The organism is Azospirillum sp. TSH58 (assembly GCF_003119115.1).
Taxonomy (GTDB): domain Bacteria; phylum Pseudomonadota; class Alphaproteobacteria; order Azospirillales; family Azospirillaceae; genus Azospirillum.
Map to the genome: position 1 here is coordinate 297,042 of NZ_CP022367.1, position 18,533 is coordinate 315,574.

Annotated in this window: 16 protein-coding genes; all 16 read right to left on the reverse strand. The window is 70.8% G+C overall.

Annotated features, from left to right (window positions below):
* Nucleotide 1: 1 nt before the first annotated feature.
* Complete coding sequence (gene leuC, locus TSH58p_RS23035) at nucleotides 2-1,408, reverse strand: 3-isopropylmalate dehydratase large subunit (RefSeq protein WP_109070158.1); 1,407 nt, start codon at nucleotides 1,406-1,408, stop codon at nucleotides 2-4.
* Nucleotides 1,405-2,826: an FAD-dependent oxidoreductase gene (locus tag TSH58p_RS23040; RefSeq protein ID WP_109070157.1), complete on the reverse strand. Its 1,422-nt coding sequence runs from the start codon at nucleotides 2,824-2,826 to the stop codon at nucleotides 1,405-1,407. Before TSH58p_RS23040 ends, leuC begins: the two co-directional genes overlap by 4 nt.
* The gene (locus tag TSH58p_RS23045; protein WP_109070156.1) at nucleotides 2,823-3,437 is read right to left on the reverse strand and encodes a cysteine hydrolase family protein; all 615 of its coding nucleotides are present in this window, start codon (nucleotides 3,435-3,437) and stop codon (nucleotides 2,823-2,825) included. The genes TSH58p_RS23040 and TSH58p_RS23045 overlap by 4 nt, the downstream gene beginning before the upstream one ends.
* Nucleotides 3,434-5,512 (reverse strand): hydantoinase/oxoprolinase family protein, encoded by a 2,079-nt coding sequence (locus TSH58p_RS23050; RefSeq protein ID WP_109070155.1) that lies wholly within the window; start codon nucleotides 5,510-5,512, stop codon nucleotides 3,434-3,436. Before TSH58p_RS23050 ends, TSH58p_RS23045 begins: the two co-directional genes overlap by 4 nt.
* A gap of 19 nt (nucleotides 5,513-5,531) precedes the next feature.
* On the reverse strand, nucleotides 5,532-7,280 hold the full coding sequence (locus TSH58p_RS23055) for a hydantoinase B/oxoprolinase family protein (protein ID WP_109070154.1): 1,749 nt from the start codon (nucleotides 7,278-7,280) through the stop codon (nucleotides 5,532-5,534).
* A complete protein-coding gene (locus TSH58p_RS23060; RefSeq protein ID WP_109070153.1) occupies nucleotides 7,277-8,179 on the reverse strand; it encodes an oxaloacetate decarboxylase in 903 nt (300 codons plus the stop codon). The genes TSH58p_RS23055 and TSH58p_RS23060 overlap by 4 nt, the downstream gene beginning before the upstream one ends.
* Before the next feature lies 1 nt (nucleotide 8,180).
* Nucleotides 8,181-9,620 carry an MmgE/PrpD family protein gene (locus TSH58p_RS23065; protein ID WP_109070152.1) on the reverse strand — a complete coding sequence of 480 codons (1,440 nt, stop codon included), beginning with the start codon at nucleotides 9,618-9,620 and terminating at the stop codon, nucleotides 8,181-8,183.
* A gap of 26 nt (nucleotides 9,621-9,646) precedes the next feature.
* Nucleotides 9,647-10,360 carry an ABC transporter ATP-binding protein gene (locus TSH58p_RS23070; protein WP_109070151.1) on the reverse strand — a complete coding sequence of 238 codons (714 nt, stop codon included), beginning with the start codon at nucleotides 10,358-10,360 and terminating at the stop codon, nucleotides 9,647-9,649.
* Entirely contained in the window at nucleotides 10,353-11,099 is a 747-nt protein-coding gene (locus TSH58p_RS23075) for an ABC transporter ATP-binding protein (protein ID WP_109070150.1), read from the reverse strand. The genes TSH58p_RS23070 and TSH58p_RS23075 overlap by 8 nt, the downstream gene beginning before the upstream one ends.
* Nucleotides 11,086-12,084, reverse strand: a complete 999-nt coding sequence (locus TSH58p_RS23080) for a branched-chain amino acid ABC transporter permease (protein WP_109070149.1) — start codon at nucleotides 12,082-12,084, stop codon at nucleotides 11,086-11,088. Before TSH58p_RS23080 ends, TSH58p_RS23075 begins: the two co-directional genes overlap by 14 nt.
* On the reverse strand, nucleotides 12,081-12,953 hold the full coding sequence (locus tag TSH58p_RS23085; RefSeq protein WP_109070148.1) for a branched-chain amino acid ABC transporter permease: 873 nt from the start codon (nucleotides 12,951-12,953) through the stop codon (nucleotides 12,081-12,083). The genes TSH58p_RS23080 and TSH58p_RS23085 overlap by 4 nt, the downstream gene beginning before the upstream one ends.
* A gap of 109 nt (nucleotides 12,954-13,062) precedes the next feature.
* Nucleotides 13,063-14,307 (reverse strand): ABC transporter substrate-binding protein, encoded by a 1,245-nt coding sequence (locus TSH58p_RS23090; RefSeq protein WP_109070147.1) that lies wholly within the window; start codon nucleotides 14,305-14,307, stop codon nucleotides 13,063-13,065.
* A gap of 5 nt (nucleotides 14,308-14,312) precedes the next feature.
* Entirely contained in the window at nucleotides 14,313-15,197 is an 885-nt protein-coding gene (locus tag TSH58p_RS23095; protein WP_109070146.1) for a GntR family transcriptional regulator, read from the reverse strand.
* A gap of 204 nt (nucleotides 15,198-15,401) precedes the next feature.
* On the reverse strand, nucleotides 15,402-15,752 hold the full coding sequence (locus TSH58p_RS23100) for a zinc ribbon domain-containing protein (protein ID WP_109070145.1): 351 nt from the start codon (nucleotides 15,750-15,752) through the stop codon (nucleotides 15,402-15,404).
* A gap of 35 nt (nucleotides 15,753-15,787) precedes the next feature.
* Nucleotides 15,788-17,020, reverse strand: a complete 1,233-nt coding sequence (gene fmdA, locus TSH58p_RS23105; RefSeq protein WP_094302374.1) for a formamidase — start codon at nucleotides 17,018-17,020, stop codon at nucleotides 15,788-15,790.
* Between the two features lie 108 nt (nucleotides 17,021-17,128).
* On the reverse strand, nucleotides 17,129-18,331 hold the full coding sequence (urtA, locus tag TSH58p_RS34240; protein WP_199230133.1) for an urea ABC transporter substrate-binding protein: 1,203 nt from the start codon (nucleotides 18,329-18,331) through the stop codon (nucleotides 17,129-17,131).
* Nucleotides 18,332-18,533 lie beyond the last annotated feature (202 nt).

Genomic DNA, 18,533 nt, shown 5'->3' on the forward strand with positions numbered 1-18,533 from the left:
GTTACGAAGCTCCCAGCTTGCGGACATCGGTGAGTTTGCCGGTCACGGCGGCGGCGGCGGCCATCCCCGGACTCATCAGATGCGTGCGCGCGTTCGGCCCCTGGCGACCGGGGAAGTTGCGGTTGGTGGTGGAGGCGCAGCGCTCCCCGGCCGGGACGAGGTCGCCGTTGATGCCGACGCACATCGAACAGCCGGGCTCGCCCCACTCCAGGCCGGCGTCGGTGAAGACGCGGTCCAGCCCCTCCGCCTCGGCCTGACGGCGCACCGGGACCGATCCCGGAACCACCAGCCCCGGCACCACGGCGCGGCGGCCGCGCAGCACGGCGGCGGCGGCGCGCAGATCCTCCAGCCGGGCGTTGGTGCAGGACCCGATGAAGACGCGGTCGATGCCGACCTCCTCCAGCCGCGTGCCGGGGGTCAGCCCCATGTAATCGAGCATCTTGCGCATCTGGCCGGCCCGCACCGGGTCGCTCTCGGCACTGGGATCGGGAACCGCGTCGGTCACCGCAACCGCGGTCTCCGGGCTGGTGCCCCAGGTGACGGAGGGGGCGATGGCCGCGGCGTCAAGCGACACCTCGCGGTCGAAGGCGGCGTCCGGGTCGCTGGGCAGGGTCCGCCACTGCGCGACGGCGCGGTCGAAAAGGTCCCCCTTGGGGGCGTAATTCCGACCCTCGATCCAGGAGAAGGTGGTGTCGTCGGGTGCGATCATGCCGGCCCGCGCCCCCGCCTCGATCGACATGTTGCAGACGGTCAGCCGGCCTTCCATCGACAGGGCGCGGATGGCGCTGCCGGCGTACTCGATCACATGCCCGGCGGCACCGTCGGCGCCGATGAAGCCGATCACCGCCAGGATCAGGTCCTTGGCCGTCACATGGGCGCCCAGGACGCCGTCCACAGTGACGCGCATGGTCTTGGGCCGGCGCTGCCACAGCGTCTGGGTCGCCAGCACATGCGACACCTCGGTGGCGCCGATGCCGAAGGCGAGCGCCCCGAAGGCGCCGTGGGTGGAGGTGTGGCTGTCGCCGCAGACGATGGTCAGGCCCGGCAGGGTCAGCCCCTGCTCCGGCGCCAGCACATGGACGATGCCCTGCGCCGGGTCGTGCAGGCCGAAGTGGCGCAGGCCGTGGCGGCCGGCGTTCGCTTCCAGCATCGTCACCATGTTGGCGATCTCGGGGTCGGCGATCGGCGTGGCGCGGCTGTGCGAGGGCACGTAATGGTCGGCGACGGCGAAGGTCAGCTCCGGCCGCCGCACCGCGCGTTTGGCGTGGTCGATCATGCCGAAGGCGTGGAACGAGCCCTCGTGCAGGAAATGGCGGTCGATGGCGAGCAGCGCCTGACCGTCCGGCCGGGTCGCCACCAGATGGGCGTCCCAGACCTTGTCGAACAGGCTGCGGGGGTGCTGCGTCATTGAGTGTTCTCCTCCCTCACGGCCTCCGCGGCGGCGGCCCCGGCGATGCGCCCCAGCGCCACCGCGGTCAGCAGCCCGTTGCCGGACAGATAGCCGGACGCCTTCGCTCCCGACACGCCGCAGGCGGCCCCGCCGGCGGCGTAGAGGTTGGGCAGCGGACCACCCTGCCCGTCCGACGTCCTGACCAGCACGCGAGCGTCGTCATCGACAACCAGCCCGCCCTGGGTGTGGAACAGGGCGCCGGTGACTCGGACGGCACGGAAGGGTGCGACCAGCGGCGCCGAGCCGGCGAAATCCCGGCCGAAGCCGTCGCTCACCCCCTCGGCCTTCAAACGGTCGACCTCGGCCAGCGTGGCGGCCAGAGCCGCCGCGTCGACCTTCATCTGCCGGGCGAGGTCCACCGGATCGTCGGCGCCGAGCACCGCGCCCATCGCCTCGGCCTGCCGGAAATCCTCGAACTGGCGGGCGACGGCGGCGATGCGCTCGTCGAAGACGGTCCAGGCGATGCCGTCGGGCTGGCGCAGCACGACGGCGGCCTGCTCCGAATAGCCCTGCGCCTCGTTGGAAAAGCGCTTGCCCTCGGTGTTCACCTGCACGCCGCCTTCGGTGACCGTCGCCCAGGTGACCAGGATGCCGGCGGGATGGGCGACCGAGCCGTGGCCCTGGTGCCCCGACAGGTGCCGCGTCGCCGCGCCCAGCGCCTCGCCCCAGAGCAGCGCGTCGCCCTGGTTGCCGGGATGGCCGAAATAGAGCGCGTCGGCCAGCTCCGGCACATGGCGTTCGACCAGCGCCCTGTTGCCGCCATAGCCGTTGCAGGCGAGAATCAATGCCGCGCAGCCGACCCGCTCGACGCTGCCGTCGGGCCGGGTGATCTCCACGCCACGGACACGCGGGCCGTCGGCGTAGAGCGCGGTCACATGCGCCTCGCACAGCACGTCGATGCCGGCGGCCTCCACGGCGCCGCGCAGCCGGTCGATCAGCTCCGCCCCCGACCGGCTGGGCAGCCCGTGCATGCGCCGGGCGCTGTGGCCGGGATAGGTGAAGTTGTCGACCACCGAGAACGGCAGGCCGTAGCGGTCGGCCAGCCATTCCAGCGCCGGGCCGACCGCGCGGGCGACGCGGGACACGTCCGCCGGGTCGGGCTCCCCCTTCGCCTTGGCGATGATGTCGGCGGCGAACCGCTCCGGGCTGTCCTCGATCCCGGCGGCGCGCTGCCAGCGCGTGCCCGGCGCCGGGATCAGGCCGGCCGACAGGGCGGTGGAGCCCTGGGGCAGCGCGTCGCGCTCCAGCACCAGCACCTCCGCCCCGCGCTCATGGGCGGCGAGCGCCGCGATCATACCGGCCGCACCGCCGCCGATCACGACGACGGGCACCGTGAATTCGAACGTCACGCCCTCGGCGGGCAGGATGCGGCTCATGGCGCGGACAGCTCCTCCAGCATCGTCGCGACCGTCGCCACGCGGCAGACCGGGCGCAGTGCAGCGACCGAGACGTCGTGGACCTGCGGCGTGAAGGCGGCGCAGCCGTCCTCCAGCAGGATGGTGTCGAAATCGCGGACATGGGCGTCGCGCACGGTGGAGGCGACGCCGCCGTTGGTGACGATGCCGCAGACCAGCAGCCGCTCCACCCCGCATTTGCGCAGCACCCACTCCAGCCGCGACATGTAGAAGGCGGAATAGGCGATCTTCTCCACCTCGACATCGACGGGCTGGAGCGTGTCCACCGTGCGGTGCCCCCAGCCTCCCGGCTGGAAGTCGCCCTTCGCCAGGAAGGGGCGCAACGCCTTCAGGTGGGGGGAGATCATCGGCTCGCCGCCGCGGCCGGGAACCAGGGTGAAGTTGGTCGAGATCACCCAGCCGCCGCGCGACCGCAACAGGTCGGCCAGCGGCTTCACCCGCTCCGGCAGGGCCAGTATCTCCGGCGCGGTCTGGCCGGCGCGGCCGTAGGCCCCCTCGGCGTGCAGGAAATCGTTCTGCAGGTCGCAGACCAGCAGCGCGGTTCGCTCCATGGGAATGGCGGTGGCGCTCATTGGGCGCTCCTTTCCACGATGACGTTGCCGTAACCGTCGACGCGGGCGCTGAGGTCGGGGTCGATGACGGTGGTGGCGTCGGGCTGCTCCAGGATGGCCGGTCCCTGGATAAGCGCGCCGACCGGCAGGTCGAGGCGGTTGTAGACCGCCGTCTCGTGCCACGCCCCGTCGAACCAGACGGGCCGCGCGCCGGTGTAGGCGCCCTCCACCGTCGTACCGGCGGCCGGAGCCAGCGCGGCGAGGTCGAAATGCGGGCGGCGGCCGATGGCGGCGGTGCGCAAATTGACAATCTTGGCGCCGACGCCCGGCAGCAGCCGGCTGAAGGAGGCCTGATAGGCGCGCTCGAAGGCGGCGCGGATGGTCTCCTCGTCGACGCCCGTGGTCCCGCTCTCGACCGTCACCGGCAGCGGCACGGCGACCGTGTGGGTCTGGCCGATGTAGTGCATGTCGAGTTCGAAGACGAGGTCGATGCGCTCGACGCTGAGGCCGGCGGATTCCACGACGGCGCGGGCGGCGGTCGCCTCCTCCACCATGCGGCGGTCGAGCGACGCGGCATCGATGCCGGCCAGCGGCAGGTTGACCGTCTGCACCTGATCGTGGCGGATGTCGGCGATGACGCAGCCGAGCGCCGAGGTCACGCCGGGGAAGCGCGGCACCAGCGCCGCCTTCAGCCCGACCTCCTTGATCAGCGCGCCGACATGCAGCGCGCCGCCGCCACCGAAGGGCACCGCGGCGAACTTGGCCGGGTCGTGGCCGCGCTCGATGGAGACGAGGCGGATGGCGCCGGCCATCTTGCTGTTGGCGATGCGCACCACCGCCTCCGCCGCCGCCATGACGTCGAGGCCCAGCGGCTCGGCGACGTGGGTGGCAATGGCGGTGCGGGCGGCGTCGACGTCGAGCCGGGCAAGCTTGCCGCCGATCGGACGCTCCGCGTTGATGCGGCCGAGCAGCACGTTGGCGTCGGTCAGCGTCGGGCGGGTGTTGCCCTGGCCGTAGCAGACCGGCCCCGGCCGCGAGCCGGCGCTCTCCGGCCCGACCTGGAGCATGCCGCCGGGATCGACCCCGGCGATGGAGCCGCCGCCGGCGCCGATGGTGGTGATCTCGATCATCGGGGTGCGGACGACCAGGCCGAAGTCGATGGTGGTCTGGGCGGCCAGCATGGTCTGCCCCTCCACCACCAGCGACACGTCGAAGCTGGTGCCGCCGAGGTCGCCGGTGATGACGTTGGGGAAGCCCGCCGCCTTGGAGATCGCTGCGGCGGCGATGACGCCGGCCGCCGGTCCGGACAAGGCGGTGCGCACCGGCAGGCGCCGGGCGGTGTCGGTGGACATGACGCCGCCGTTCGACTGGACGATGTGGAAGCGCCCGCCGAACCCCTCCCCCGCCAGCGCGTTGTCGAGCTTGGCGAGGTAGCTGCCGACCACCGGCTGGAGATAGGCGTTGAGCGCGGTGGTCGAGGTGCGCTCGAACTCGCGGATTTCCGGCAAGATGCGCGACGAGCATTCGAGGTTGGCGTTGGGCCACACCTCGCGCGCCGCCTCCAGCGCCGCCAGCTCGTTGGCCGGATTGGCGTAGGCGTTGATGAAGACGATGGCCAGCGCCTCCGCCCCCATGTCTGCCAGACGGCGGGCGCAAGCGCGCACCTCCTCCGGATCGACGGCGGCGCGGACGGTGCCGTCGGCCAGCGTGCGCTCGGCCACCTCCAGCCGCATGTCGCGGTCGACCACGGGGACGAAGTCGCCCCACAGGCCCCAGGTCTGGCGGCGATCGCGGCGGCGCATCTCCAGCACGTCGCGGAAGCCGGCGGTGGTGATGAGGCCGACCTTGGCGCCCTTGCGCTCCAGCAGCGCGTTGGTGCCGACGGTGGTGCCGTGGACGATGGAGCCCAGCTCGGCGACCGCGCCGAAGCTCTGCAACCCGGCGAGGAAGCCGACCGCCTCGTCGCCGCGGTTGGACGGGACCTTGGCGGTGCGGAAGCTGCCGCGCGCCTCGTCGTAATGGAACAGGTCGGTGAAGGTGCCGCCGACATCGACGCCGACGATGGCACCGCGCGGAGTGGCGTTGCTCGTGCTCATGATCTTGGTCCCGAATTCGTCAGGCGGCGGAGGATTCGCGGAGCGCCGCGGTGGCGGCGATGTCGAGCGCGCCGTCGTCGGTCAGCGCCACGCCGTAGGCGCTGCGCGCCGCCTCGCGGCCGAGGTAGCCGAGCCGCACGTCGCGGGCCACGGCCTCCGCGTCGCGGCGGCGCGGGTCGCCCCAGCCACCGCCGCCGGGAGTCTCCAGCCGCACGCGCTGGCCGTCGCGGATCTTCACGTCGGTGACCTTGGAGGCGAGCGGCGGCGATTTCTCGCCCTCGTCGCTCTGCCAGGTGAAGCGGTTCAGCGCGGCGGGCGTGCCGCCGGCCACCCCGAAGGGCGCGAAGACGCCGCGCTCGCCCAGCAGGAAGACGTCGGCGGCGGTCAGCGCCTCGATCTCGTAGACCGCCCCCAGCCCGCCGCGGTGCAGGCCGGCCCCGGCGGAATCCGGGCGTAGCGCCCATTGGGTGAACATCACCGGATAGGCCGCCTCCAGGATTTCCACCGGCGGGATGGTGGCGGTGGAGATCGGGTTGTTGGCGTGGTTCAGCCCGTCGCTCTCCGGGTTGCCGCCCAGGCCGCCGCCGAAGAAGGAGAACATCACCCAGCGCGAGCCGTCCGGACGGTGTCCGGCCAGCGACAGCGCGTTGATGGTGCCGAAGGGCGCGGCGGTGGCGCGGGCCGGATCGGCCAGGGCCAGCGCGCCGAACACCACGCCGATGACGCGCAGGATGGTCTCGGTGTAGCCGCCGACCGGCTTGGGCGGCTTCACCGCCAGCAGGGTCGTCTCGGGGATGACGAATGTGATCGGGTTGAGGCAGCCGGCGTTGGCCGGCACGTCGGTGAAGACATGCTTCAGCGCGACGTAGCAGCAGGCCACCGCCGTGGAATAGGCGATGTTGAGCGGCCCGGCGCAGGGTGCGGCGGAGCGGGAGAAGTCCAGCACCATCCGGTCGCCCGTGATGGTCAGGTCGAGCGCGATCCGCAGCTTCTCCGACGTGATGCCGTCGTTGTCGAGATAGTCCTCGAAGCTGTAGGTGCCGTCGGGCAGCTTGGACAGGGCGCTGCGCATCAGCGCCTCGGCCCGCGCGGTGAAGGCGTCGAAGGCGGCGGCGACGGTGTCCTCGCCATGCTCGTCCAGCAGCTCGGTCAGGCGGCGCACGCCGAGGTCGAGCGCGTTGAGCTGCCCGTTCAGGTCGCCGTAGTTCGACACCGGAACGCGGGAGTTGGCGGCGAGGATCGCCAGCAGGTCGTGGTTCATCACCCCGGCCTTGACCAGCTTCACCGGCGGGAAGCGCACGCCCTCCTGGAAGCTGTCGGTGGCCCGCGCGTTGAAGTTGCCCGGCACGTTCCCGCCGATATCGAGCCAGTGGCCGACCGACGCCATCCAGCAGAACAATTGCCCCTGGCGGAAGATCGGCCGCACCAGCCGGAAATCGTTCAGGTGGGTGCCGCCGTCGTAGGGGTCGTTGAACAGGAAGATGTCGTCGGGGTGCAGGTCGCCCTCCCGCGCCACCTTGTCGATCACCGCCTTGACCGCGAAGGCCATGGCGCCGACGAAGATCGGCAGTCCGTTGGTGCCCTGCACCAGCGTGGCGCCGGTCTCGGCGTGGTAGAGGCCGTGGCAGGCGTCGCGCGCCTCGGCGATGATCGGGTTGAAGGCGGAGCGGTAGAGCGTCGCGTCCATCTCGTCGGCGATCTGCTCCAGCCGGCCCTTCAGGACGGCCAGCGTGACGGGGTCGATCGTGGTGGTTTTCTGGGTGGTCATGCCGCGTCCTCCCGCTTGGCGGAGGTGAAGTCCTTGTAGGTTTCGCCGAGCGCCAGCATCTCCGGCGTGCCGATGAGATCGTTCAGCGCGTTGAAGTCGAACATGCGGTCGCGGAAGGGCTGGGTGGTGCCGTGGGCCGCCAGCGAGGCGTAATAGTCCTGCGCCTGCCGGGCCAGCGCCCGCACGATGCCGCCGGGGAAGATCACCAGCCGGTAGCCGAGGTCGCCGAGATCGGCGGCGGAGCTGATCGGGGTCTGCCCGCCCTCGACCATATTCGCCAGCAGCGGGCGGATGCCGCCGAGATCGGTGGCGATGGCGGAAAGCTGCTCGCGGCTCTTGGGCGCCTCGACGAACAGCACGTCGGCGCCGGCCTCGACATAGAGGCGGGCGCGGTCGAGCGCCGCCGGGACGCCCTCCACCGCCACCGCGTCGGTGCGGGCGATGATCAGCGTGCCCTCGCTGGTCCGGGCGTCGACCGCCGCCTTGATCTTGCCGGCCATCTCGCCAGCCGGAATCACCGCCTTGTCGGTCAGGTGGCCGCAGCGCTTGGGGAAGCTCTGGTCCTCAAGCTGCAGGGCGGTGGCGCCGGCGCGCTCGAACATGCGCACGGTGCGCTGCACGTTGAGAGCGTTGCCGTAGCCGGTGTCGGCGTCCACCACCAGCGGCGTCGGCACGCGGTCGCGCACCAGCGCGATGGTGTCCGCCACCTCGCTGACCGAGACCAGCCCGATGTCGGGCCGGCCGAGCCGGGTGTAGGCGATGGCAGCGCCCGACAGGTACAGCGCCTCGAACCCCGCCGCCGCCGCCAGCGAGGCGGTGAAGGCGTCGTAGACGCCGGGAGCCAGGACGACGCGGTCCTCGGCGAGCCGGTGTTTGAAGGTGAGATCGGGTCGGGTCATCTCAGACGCTCCCCCCGGCGGCGGCGGGCGCCGACAGAAGCCGGGTCAGGGTTGAAAGGTCGGCCGCGCGGTCGATCGACGCGACGCAGTCGGCAATGGCGGCGGCGTGGGAGGCGCCCCAGACCGGACCGGCGAGGTCGGCGAACTTGGCGCGCACCTCGTCCGGGCTGTAGGGGTCCTCGGTGTCGCCCTTGTTGGTCAGCGCCTCCGCCTCGAAGCGCCGGCCGTCGGCCAGGGTCAGGCGGACGCGGGCCGGGCGCAGGCCGGGAAGGCGGGCGGTCAGGCCGCGGTCCTCGCGAACGGTCACCCGTCGGGCAAGCTCGCGGGTCGCCGCGTCCTGGCGGGCGCCGTCGCGGAAGGCGTCGGGGGTGGCGGCGCCGTTGGCGAGGAAGGTCGCCAGCGCGAAGGGCAGCGAGAATTTCGCCGCCAGCATGTTCTTCGGCTCGGGCCCGTCGAGCTGGGCGGCCCAGACATAGGTGTCGACCTCGATGGCCGCGACCTCCGCCGGGTCGATCCGCCCGCCGGCACGCGCCACGATGTCGCCCAGCGCGTCGAGCGCGCCGTGGGTGTAGCGGCAGGCGGCGTGGCGCTTGAAGTAGTTGCGGGCGATCTCCCAGCGCGTCCCCAGCTCCTCCACCATCAGCTCCGGGCGGAAGTCGGTGGCGATGACGCCGCCGAACACGCTGCCCACCCCGTCGGTCTCGCCGACGAAGCCGCTCGCCGCCAGATCCCAGGCGGTCAGGCCGAGCTGGTTCGACAGTCCGGCGTAGGCGTTGCGCACCGTGCCGCCCTCCAGCATCGTCCGCCGGCTGGTGGCGAGGCCGAGGGTGGAGGCGATGTTGAGCGTCTCGATCATCATCGCCGCGTCGGCGCGGTTCAGGTGGGCGACGGCCAGCGCCGCCCCCGCCGTGCCCCAGGTGCCGTGCGGGTGGGTGGTGACCAGCAGCTTGGCGGCGATGCCGATGCGTGACCCGATCTCGTAGCCGAGCGCCAGCGCGGTCAGCAGGTCGGCGCCCGTCGCCTTCCGGCGCGGGCCGGCGGCGAGGAGGGCCGGCACGACGTGGATCGCCGGATGGCCGCGGGCGTACTGGTTGCCCTCGTCCAGCTCCAGCATGGTTCCGGCCACGCCGTTGAGGAAGGCGGCGGACCCGGCGGCGAACCCGCGCCCCGCGCCGATGGCCGGGCAATCAGCGCCAGGGCCGCCGGGACCGCCGGTTTCGGCGAGGCGGGCGGCGAGCGCGCGGCATTCCGGTTCCTGCATGCCGGCGACGATCACGCCGACGCAGTCCAGCAGCACCAGCTTCGCCCGCTCCACCACCGGGGCCGGCAGGTCGGCGAAGGTCAGGCCGGCGGCAAAGGTGCCCCAACGGTCGAGCCAGGACGGCCGGGCGGCGGCGAGCAGCGCGCTCGCCGGCTTGACGTCAAAGGACAGGCTTGTCATGTCACCGCTCCCGAGCGGACGGCCCCTCAGAGGCCGAGATAGGTGCGTTTCAATTCGGGGTCGCGCGCGATCTCGTCGGACGGTCCCGACAGCGCGAAGACGCCGTTTTCGAGGATGTAGGCCCGGCGGGCGACCTCCAGCGACTGGACGACGTTCTGTTCGACCAGCAGGATCGCCAGCCCGCCCGCGTTCAGCTTGCGGATCAGCCCGAACATCTCCTCCACCACCAGCGGCGACAGGCCGAGCGACGGCTCGTCGAGGATCAGCAGGAGGGGTTCGGCCATCATGCCGCGCCCGATGGCGAGCATCTGCTGCTCGCCGCCCGACAGCGTGCCGGCGAGCTGGCCCTCGCGCTCCTTCAGGCGGGGGAAGGTGGCGAAGATGCGCTCCAGGTTCCGCGCCCGGTTCGGCTTGCCGCGCCGGTAGCTGCCCAGCTCCAGATTCTCGCGGATCGACAGGTTGGGAAAGATCTTGCGGCCTTCCGGCACCTGGATCAGTCCCTCCTCCACGATGCGCGCGGCGGAGCGGCCGTCGATGCGCTTGCCGGCGAAGCGGATCTCGCCCGCCCAGGGCGGCAGCACGCCCGACAGCACCTTGTTCAGCGTCGTCTTGCCGACGCCGTTGGAGCCGAGGACCGTGACGATCTCGCCGTCCAGCACGGCCATGTCGATGCCGCGCAGCACCTCGGTGGCGCCGTAGCCGGTCTTCAGTCCCTCTATGCTCAGAAGCGCCTCAGCCATGGGCCGCCCCCTCCGCGTTCAGGCGGGCGGCGGCGCCGTGGCCGAGATAGGCCTCGATCACGCGGGGGTCGGCGCAGACGGCGGCGGGCCTGCCCTCGGCGATCATGCGGCCCTGCGCCAGCACATAGACGCGCTCGCACAGGTTCATCACCGCCTGCATGACGTGTTCGATCATCAGGATCGTCACCCCTTCGTCGCGGATGCCCCGGATCACCGGGATGATGTCGCGGATCTCCGACGGGTTCAGGCCGGCCAGCACCTCGTCCAGCAGCAGCAGCTTCGGCTCGGTGGCGAGCGCGCGGGCCAGTTCCAGCCGCTTGCGGCCGGCCACCGTCAGGCCGCCGGCCGGCCGGTCCAGCTCGGCCGCCAGCCCGACCCGGCGGGCCACCTCGCGCGCCTTGGCGATGGCGTCGGCGCGCTTGGCGTGGCGCAGATAGGCGCCGACCGCGATGTTCTCGCACACCGTCAGCCCGGCGAAGGGCTGGACGATCTGGAAGGTGCGGCCGATGCCGCGTTCGGCGCGGCGGTGCGGCTCCTCGCCGGTGATGTCGGTGCCCTCGAACAGGATCCGCCCGTCGCTCGGCGCGACGAAGCCGGAGATCATCGAGAACAGCGTGGTCTTGCCGGCGCCGTTCGGCCCGATCAGGCCGACGATGCCGCCCGGCTCCAGCGCGAGCGAGGCGTTGTCCACCGCCATCAGCCCGCCGAAGCGCTTGGACACGCACTCAACGGCCAGCATGGGAAACCTCCTTGGCGCCGCGCGCCACCAGCCCGCGCCCACGGTCGCGCAGCCGCTCCAGCAGGCCCAGGATGCCGCCGCGGGCGAAGGCGACGGCCAGCACCAGAACGCTGCCGAAGACGATCAGGTCGATGCCGGGGATGCGGCCGGCGAACTGCTTGGCGAGTTCGCCCAGCCCGTGCAGGGTCAGGGCGCCCACCACCGGCCCGAAGACGGTGCCGACGCCGCCGATGATCGGGGCGAGCAGCAGTTCCACCGAGATCCAGCTGCCGTAGGCGATGTGGGCGTCGATGTAGAGGAAATACTGGGCGTAGAGGCAGCCGGACAGCGCCGTCACCGCGCCCGACAGGGCGATGGCGCGCAGCTTCACCTTGAGCGAGTCGACGCCCAGCGCCTTGGCCGCGTCCTCGTTCTCGCGCACCGCGACGAGCTGCGCGCCGAAGCGGGAGCGCTGGATCCAGCGCGTCAGCAGCAGCACCCCGGTGACGAAGGCCAGGACCAGCCAATAGAAGACCGCGCGGTCGGCGAATTGCAGGTTGGCGGGATGGACGTCCAGCTTGATCAGCAGGCCGGCGGCGCCGCCGGTGAAGGAGGCGGCGTTGGCGAGGATGCGGAACACCTCGGCGAAGGCCAGCGTCACCAGCGCGAAGTAGGAGCCGCGCAGGCCGGAGCGGAAGCTGAGGAAGCCGATGGTCCAGGCGACCGCCGCCCCCGCCGCCATCGCCGCCAGCAGCCCGGCCCAGGCGTTGACGCCGTAGCGCAGTTGCAGGATCGCCGTCACATAGGCGCCGGTGCCGAAGAAGGCGGCGTGGCCGAAGCTGAACTGGCCGCCGAAGCCGCCCAGGATGTTCCAGCCCTGCGCGCCCAGCGTCACGATCAGCGTGAAGACGAGGAAGTTCATCACCGGGCTGGACGTCACCACCAGCGGCAGCAGCGCGGCGAGGACGGCCAGGACGGCGATCGGGATCAGGTCGCGCGCGGTCATGCCTTGGCTCCGAACAGGCCGGTCGGCCGCACCAGCAGCACGGCGATGAAGATCAGGAAGATGCCGATCTGCCCCAGGCTGTCGCCCAGCAGCAGGCCGCACAGGCTCTCCACCACGCCAATGAACAGGCCGCCCAGCAGCGCGCCGGGGAGCGAGCCCATGCCGCCCAGCACCACAACGGTGAAGGCGACCAGCACGAAGGCGCTGCCGATGCGCGGGTTGACGTAGAAGGTCGGCATCAGCAGCGCGGCGGCCACGGCGAGGCAGGCGCAGCCCAGCCCGAAGGTGACGGCGTAGACGTGCGGCACGTCGATGCCGACCAGATTGGCGCCCAGCTTCTCCTTGGCGACGGCGCGGATCGCCTTGCCGGTGTCGGTGCGGTTCAGCACGAGCCAGAGCAGCCCGGTCACCACCACCGCCACCCCCAGCCCGATCACCCGCGGGTAGGAGAGCAGCAACGGCCCCAGAGCGACCACCTGGAACGAATAATCGGTGTCGAGCGTGCGGGTGTCCGACTGGAACAGCGCCAGCAGCACATTCTCCAGCACGATCGACAGGCCGAGCGTGACCAGCAGGATGTTGCCGTCGTCGCCGTGGCTGGCCGGCCCGATGACGAAGCGCTGCAGCCCGTAGCCCAGCACGAACATCAGCGGCACCAGGGGCACGATCACCAGATAGGGGTCGAGGCCGAGCCAGGCCCAGGCGACCCAGACGGCGAACATCGCGCAGGTCAGCAGCGCGCCGTGGGCGAAGTTGATGATGTGGAGCACGCCGTAGATCAGCGTCAGGCCGAGGGCGATCAGCGCGTAGACCGCGCCGGTCATCAGCCCGTTCAGCGCCGCTTCCAGGATGATCTGAGGTGAATACATGGCAGCCCGCGCATGAGGGAAATGGTTCCCCCCGCCCGACCGGGCGGCCGCTGCGCGGCGCCGCGGGACGGGCGGGGAAATGCGGGAGGTGCGAAGGCGACGGGACGGGTTACGCCGCCGGGAAGTTGGCCTTCGCCTCCGCGAAGTACTCGGGGAAGATCACCTTGATGTCCTCGCCCTGGATCTGCGTGTTGATCGGGGTGGCGCCCTCGTTCTGGCCGTTCACGAACTTCGTCGGGCCGTAGGGCATGATGTGACCGGCGAAGGTGGAGCCGTTCAGCGCCTCGATGATCTTCTTGCGGTCGGCGGAACCGGCGCGTTCGATGGCGTCGGCGAGCAGCAGCAGGTTCGAATAGTTCAGCGGGACGTTGTAGGCGAAGGACTTGCCCTGGGCCTGCACCGCCTTGCGCAGCGCCTGGGCCTGCGGATTCTGCGGGTCGTGCCAGTGGTTGCAGTCGATGACGTTCTGCGCCGCCTGCGGGAATTCCTTGACGAAGCGCCCGTTCGACGCCGCGCCGCCGAGGATCGCGTAGACGCCCTTCGGCTTGATGCGCTGCTGCTGCATGGTGCGGGCGAGCAGTACGAATTCGCCGTAGTAGTTGGACGGGATGACCAAGTCCGGGTTCAGCGAGCGGATGCGCAGCGCCACGTTGGACATGTCGCGCGCCGGGGTCGGATGGGCGATGGTCTCCAGGATCTCGAAGCCGCGCTTGGGCAGCTCGGTCTGCAGCAGCTTGGCGAGGCCGGAGCCGAACAGGCCGTCCTCATGCACCAGCACGACGGTCTTCGCCGGCTTGCCGGCCAGCTCGTTGATCTTGGTCAGGTTGTCGAGCGCGACCTGGGTGACCTTGCCGAAGCCGGGGCTGAAGCGGAAGGTGTTGGTCAGGCCGCGCGCCATGATCTGGTCCGACACGCCGACATCGACCAGATAGGGCAGATCGTAGCGCGCCGCCGCCTGCGAGGCGGCGAGGCAGATCGGGCTGGCGAAGCCGCCGACGATGGCGCACACGCCCTCGGCCTGCATGCGCTCGACCTCCTGCGTGCCGGCCTCCGGCGTGGAGCGGGCGTCGCCGAAGACCATCTCGATCTTGGCGCCGCCCAGCGCCTTGAGGCCGCCCGCGGCGTTGATCTCGTTGATCGCCATCTCGGCGCCGAGCCGGCCGAGGTCGCCGTCATGGGCGAGCGCGCCGGTCACCGGCTGGAGGATGCCGATCTTCACGGCCGGGGTCTGCGCCCGCAGAATCGACGGGGCGGCCACCGGCACCGTCACGAAGGCGGCCGCCGCGGCTCCCGCCTTGAGCACCGTGCGGCGGGAGATGCCGGAAAGTGCGGAGTCCTGAACCGAACGTCCCATAACGCTCAACTCCTCTGCTTGATGGCCCGCGAGCCGCGGGTGGGCTTTTCGCCCGCTTTGTTCTTGTCGGCCTTGGTCTTCTCGGCCTTGGCTTTGCTGGCCTTGGTTTTGTCGGGGACGCGCGGCCGGCCCAGCGCCGGACTCCAGCGCCGTTCCCCGTCGTCGCCGATGCGCACCAGATCCATGTGGAAGCTGTAGCGATCGGGCCGGTACAGCGCGTGCAGATGCTCCACCCCGCGGCCGGACGGGTCGTGCACGATGCGGGTCAGCGTCAGCAGCGGCGAGCCGATCTCCAGATCGAGCGCCGCCGCCGCCTCCGGCCCGGCCAGCGTGGCGTTGATCGCCTGGGTGGCGCGCTCGGTCTTCACGCCCGACCGCTCGATCAGCTCCAGCAGCGGGCGCGCCGCCAGCTCCGCCTCCGAATAGGTCAGGCCGAGCCATTCCGGCACATGGGTGGTCAGGTAGGAGAAGGGCTCCCCGTCGATCAGCCGGACGCGCACCGACCGCTGCACCCGCTCGCCCGGCTTCAGGCCCAGGCTTTCGGCGATGGCCTCCGGCGGCGCGACGTAGCCGAAGGAGAGCAGCTTCACGTCGGTGCTGCGCCCCATGTCGATCAGGTGCGACAGCACGTTGGAGAGGTCGGCGACGATGGGACGGACCGCGCGGCTGTCATGGACGAAGGTGCCGGAGCCGGCCTTGCGCTGCACCAGCCCTTCCTTCTCCAGCAGGTCGAGCGCCCGGCGCACGGTCACCCGCGACACCGCGTGCTCGGTGGCCAGCGCCGGTTCCCCCGGCAGGCGCCCGCCCGGCGGCAGGTCGCCGGCGACGATGCGGTCGCGCAGCAGCAGATAGATCCTGCGCGCCTTCAGCGGTTCAACCGACGACTTCACAGTGCCCCGCCTCCCTCTCGCTGGAAACCGGTGTCTGTCTCTCTATAAGACAGGAATCTGTATGATCGATAATACAGCTTCGGTCAACAGCGATGTTGGGGAAGCGGACGATTGGCGCAGGGCCCCTTCGGATTCCGGACCCGGAAAAGCAAACGGCCCGCCTCGGGAGAGGCGGGCCGTTCGATGGTGGAGGTTACGGAGGTGTCAGTGGCTGATCATCCACGGCCGTGCCGTCGGGAACCCCTTCGCCCCGTCGGGGGTGCGGAGCACCGACCGTCCCTTCTTGCCGCCGCCACCGCAGCAGCCGCAGCCCGGCCCGTGCTTGTGCTTCGGCCCGACCTCCGACAACAGCTTGGGCCGGTCGGCGCTGCGTTCGTTGGTGGTGTGCGCCGTCCGGGTGGCGGCCGACAGCGCGGAGAAGGCCGGCGCCATGCGGATCACCCGCGGCGACGGCGCCCCGCAATCGGGGCACGGCTGCGGCAGGCCGCTTTCCGCCATCGGCCGCATTCCCGTGAAATCGCCGCAGGTCGGGCACTCGTAATCGTACATCGGCATGGCGCGGCCTCCACCTTCTTCCTTGATCGGTCTCGTTACACGCGGTCCTGGGCGATCGGCATGTCGACGTCGCCTTTGATGAACTTCGTCGGACCGTCGGCGTTCGGGGTGATGTCGAAGTCGAAGATCTGCGTCGGCAGGAACAGGGTCGCGCAGGCGTTCGGCACGTCGACCACGCCGCTGATGTGGCCCTGCACCGGCGCCGTGCCGAGGATCGAATAGGCCTGGGCGCCGGAGTAGCCGAACTTCTTCAGATACTCGATGGCGTTGAGGCAGGCCTGCCGGTAGGCGACATGGACGTCCAGGTAATGCTGCTCGCCCGCCTCGTCGACGGAGATGCCCTCGAAGATCAGGTAATCGTTGTAGGTCGGGACGATCGGGCTCGGCTTGAAGATCGGGTTCTTGATCCCGTACTTCGCCATGCCGTCCTTGATCAGGTTGACCTTGAGATGCGCCCAGCCGGCCATTTCGATGGCGCCGCAGAAGGTGATCTCGCCGTCGCCCTGGCTGAAATGCAGGTCGCCCATCGACAGGCCGGCGCCCTTCACATAGACCGGGAAATAGATGCGCGAGCCGCGCGACAGGTCCTTGATGTCGCAATTGCCGCCATGCTCGCGCGGCGGCACGGTGCGCGCGCCCTCCGCCGCCGCCTTGTCGCGGGCCTCGCCCTTCAGCCGGCCCATGTGGGCGGTCGGCGCGTAGGGCGGGTTGGCGAGGCCGGGGACGCGGGTCGGATTGGTGTCGATCAACGCCTGCTCGCGCTTGTTCCACTTGGCCAGCAGATCGTGCGACGGCAGGCAGCCGATCAGGCCGGGATGGATCAGCCCGGCGAAGCGCACGCCGGGAATGTGGCGCGACTTGGTGAACATGCCTTCGAAGTCCCAGATCGACTTCTGGGCCAGCGGGAAATGCTCGGTCAGGAAGCCGCCGCCGTTCTGCTTGGAGAAGAAGCCGTTGAAGCCCCATTGCTGCTGCGGGAAGGCGCCGATGTCCAGCAGGTCGACGACCAGCAGGTCGCCCGGCTCCGCCCCCTCGACCCCGACCGGGCCGGACAGGAAATGCACCTGGCTGAGATCAACGTCGCGCACGTCGGCGGCATCGTCGTCGTTTTTGATCTGGCCGCCGGTCCAGTCGTAGCATTCCAGGATGAAGTCGTCGCCCGGCTTCACCGTCACCGCCATCGGGATGTCCGGATGCCAGCGGTTGTGGATCATGTCGTTCTCGTAGGGAGACTGCGACAGGTCGGCCTTGATCAGGGTGTCAGCCATGGTTTGCTCTTCCTTATTGGTGGACTGATGGGTGACGAAGGAGTGGTTGCTGCGAGCCCCCTCCCCGGCCCTCCCCCGCTTCGCGGGAGAGGGGGCTTTGGGCGGCCCTTACGCCGCCAGTTCCCGGAAGCCGTCCGGGAAGGGGTTCGGCTCGATCAGGTCCCGGGTCTCGAAGACCACGTCGAACTGGCCGTCGCGCCGGGCGCGGCCGATGCGGGTGCGGGTCCACAGGTGATGGTTCTCGTGGATGCGCAGCGGCCCGGCCGGCGCTCCGGCGAACTCGATGCCGGGCGAGGCGGCGACGACGCGCGCCACGTCGAAGCTGCCGGCCTTTTCGACCGCCAGCTTCCACAGCCAGGGGCCGAGATAGGCGTTGTGGGTGACGTCGCCGATGACGCTGTCCGCTCCCCACATCGCCTTGAAGGCGGCGACGAAGGCGCGGTTGGCCGGCAGTTCCAGGTTCTGGAAATACTTGGCGCAGGTGAAGGCCCCGGCGATGTAGTCGCCGCCGATGCCCATCATCTCGTCCTCGGTGACGCTGTTGGTCATCAGGATCTGGCGGTCCAGCTCGATCCCGGCGGCCTTGAGCTGCTTGTAGAAGGCGACGTTCGAGCCGCCGACGACGATGGCGTAGACGACGTCGGGCCTGGCCGCCTTGATGCGCGCGACGATGCTCTCGAAGCGGGTGTCGCCGAGTTCGGCGTAGTCCTCGCCGACGACGCGGCAGCCCTTGGCCTCGATGTGGCGCCGCGCGATGGCGTTGGAAGCGCGCGGCCAGATGTAGTCCGACCCGACGAGGAAGAAGCTTTTCGCCCCCTTCTCCCGCATCACCCAGTCCAGCCCGGCGAGGATCTGCTGGGTCGCCTCCTGCCCGGTGTAGATGACGTGGCGGGATTGCTCCAGCCCCTCGTAGAAGGTCGGGTAGTAGAGCAGGCCGTTGCGCTTCTCCAGGACCGGCAGCACCTCCTTGCGCGAGGCCGAGGTCCAGCAGCCGAAGATCGCCGCCACCTTGTCCTGCGCCAGCAGCGTGTCGGCGCGGGCGGCGAAGGTCGGCCAGTCGCTGGCGCCGTCCTCCTGCACGATCTCGATCCGCCGACCCAGCACGCCGCCGGCCTCGTTGATCTGCTGGATCGCCAGCATCTCCGCCTGGATCGACCCGCCCTCGCTCAGCGCCATGGTGCCGGTGGCGGAATGGAGGATGCCGACCTTCACCGCCTCGTCGGTGACGGCGATGCCGCTCTTGTTGACCGCCGCGGTCGCCGGTGCGCCCGGCGCCAGGCCCTGGACGCGCCGCACCGTGCCCGCCGCCATCAGGCGCCCGGCCACCGAGGCGCGGCGGCGCAGCGCCGATTGCAGGCTGACCTCCGCCAGGAAATTGTTGACCTCGCGGCTCAGCTCGTCGGCGTGGCCGGCGACCTGGGAGGCGGCGCCCAGCACCTGCCCGGCCGCCATGCCGGTGTCGGACGCGGCGTCCGACACGCCGACGATGTTGGAGGCCACGCTCTCGGTGCCG

What these genes read in the sequence shown, in the direction of transcription:
- leuC (WP_109070158.1), bottom strand. Translation starts at nt 1,408, where the DNA reads ATGACGCAGCACCCCCGCAGCCTGTTCGACAAGGTCTGGGACGCCCAT.
- TSH58p_RS23040 (WP_109070157.1), bottom strand. Translation starts at nt 2,826, where the DNA reads ATGAGCCGCATCCTGCCCGCCGAGGGCGTGACGTTCGAATTCACGGTG.
- TSH58p_RS23045 (WP_109070156.1), bottom strand. Translation starts at nt 3,437, where the DNA reads ATGAGCGCCACCGCCATTCCCATGGAGCGAACCGCGCTGCTGGTCTGC.
- TSH58p_RS23050 (WP_109070155.1), bottom strand. Translation starts at nt 5,512, where the DNA reads ATGAGCACGAGCAACGCCACTCCGCGCGGTGCCATCGTCGGCGTCGAT.
- TSH58p_RS23055 (WP_109070154.1), bottom strand. Translation starts at nt 7,280, where the DNA reads ATGACCACCCAGAAAACCACCACGATCGACCCCGTCACGCTGGCCGTC.
- TSH58p_RS23060 (WP_109070153.1), bottom strand. Translation starts at nt 8,179, where the DNA reads ATGACCCGACCCGATCTCACCTTCAAACACCGGCTCGCCGAGGACCGC.
- TSH58p_RS23065 (WP_109070152.1), bottom strand. Translation starts at nt 9,620, where the DNA reads ATGACAAGCCTGTCCTTTGACGTCAAGCCGGCGAGCGCGCTGCTCGCC.
- TSH58p_RS23070 (WP_109070151.1), bottom strand. Translation starts at nt 10,360, where the DNA reads ATGGCTGAGGCGCTTCTGAGCATAGAGGGACTGAAGACCGGCTACGGC.
- TSH58p_RS23075 (WP_109070150.1), bottom strand. Translation starts at nt 11,099, where the DNA reads ATGCTGGCCGTTGAGTGCGTGTCCAAGCGCTTCGGCGGGCTGATGGCG.
- TSH58p_RS23080 (WP_109070149.1), bottom strand. Translation starts at nt 12,084, where the DNA reads ATGACCGCGCGCGACCTGATCCCGATCGCCGTCCTGGCCGTCCTCGCC.
- TSH58p_RS23085 (WP_109070148.1), bottom strand. Translation starts at nt 12,953, where the DNA reads ATGTATTCACCTCAGATCATCCTGGAAGCGGCGCTGAACGGGCTGATG.
- TSH58p_RS23090 (WP_109070147.1), bottom strand. Translation starts at nt 14,307, where the DNA reads ATGGGACGTTCGGTTCAGGACTCCGCACTTTCCGGCATCTCCCGCCGC.
- TSH58p_RS23100 (WP_109070145.1), bottom strand. Translation starts at nt 15,752, where the DNA reads ATGCCGATGTACGATTACGAGTGCCCGACCTGCGGCGATTTCACGGGA.
- fmdA (WP_094302374.1), bottom strand. Translation starts at nt 17,020, where the DNA reads ATGGCTGACACCCTGATCAAGGCCGACCTGTCGCAGTCTCCCTACGAG.
- urtA (WP_199230133.1), bottom strand. Translation starts at nt 18,331, where the DNA reads ATGGCGGCGGGCACGGTGCGGCGCGTCCAGGGCCTGGCGCCGGGCGCA.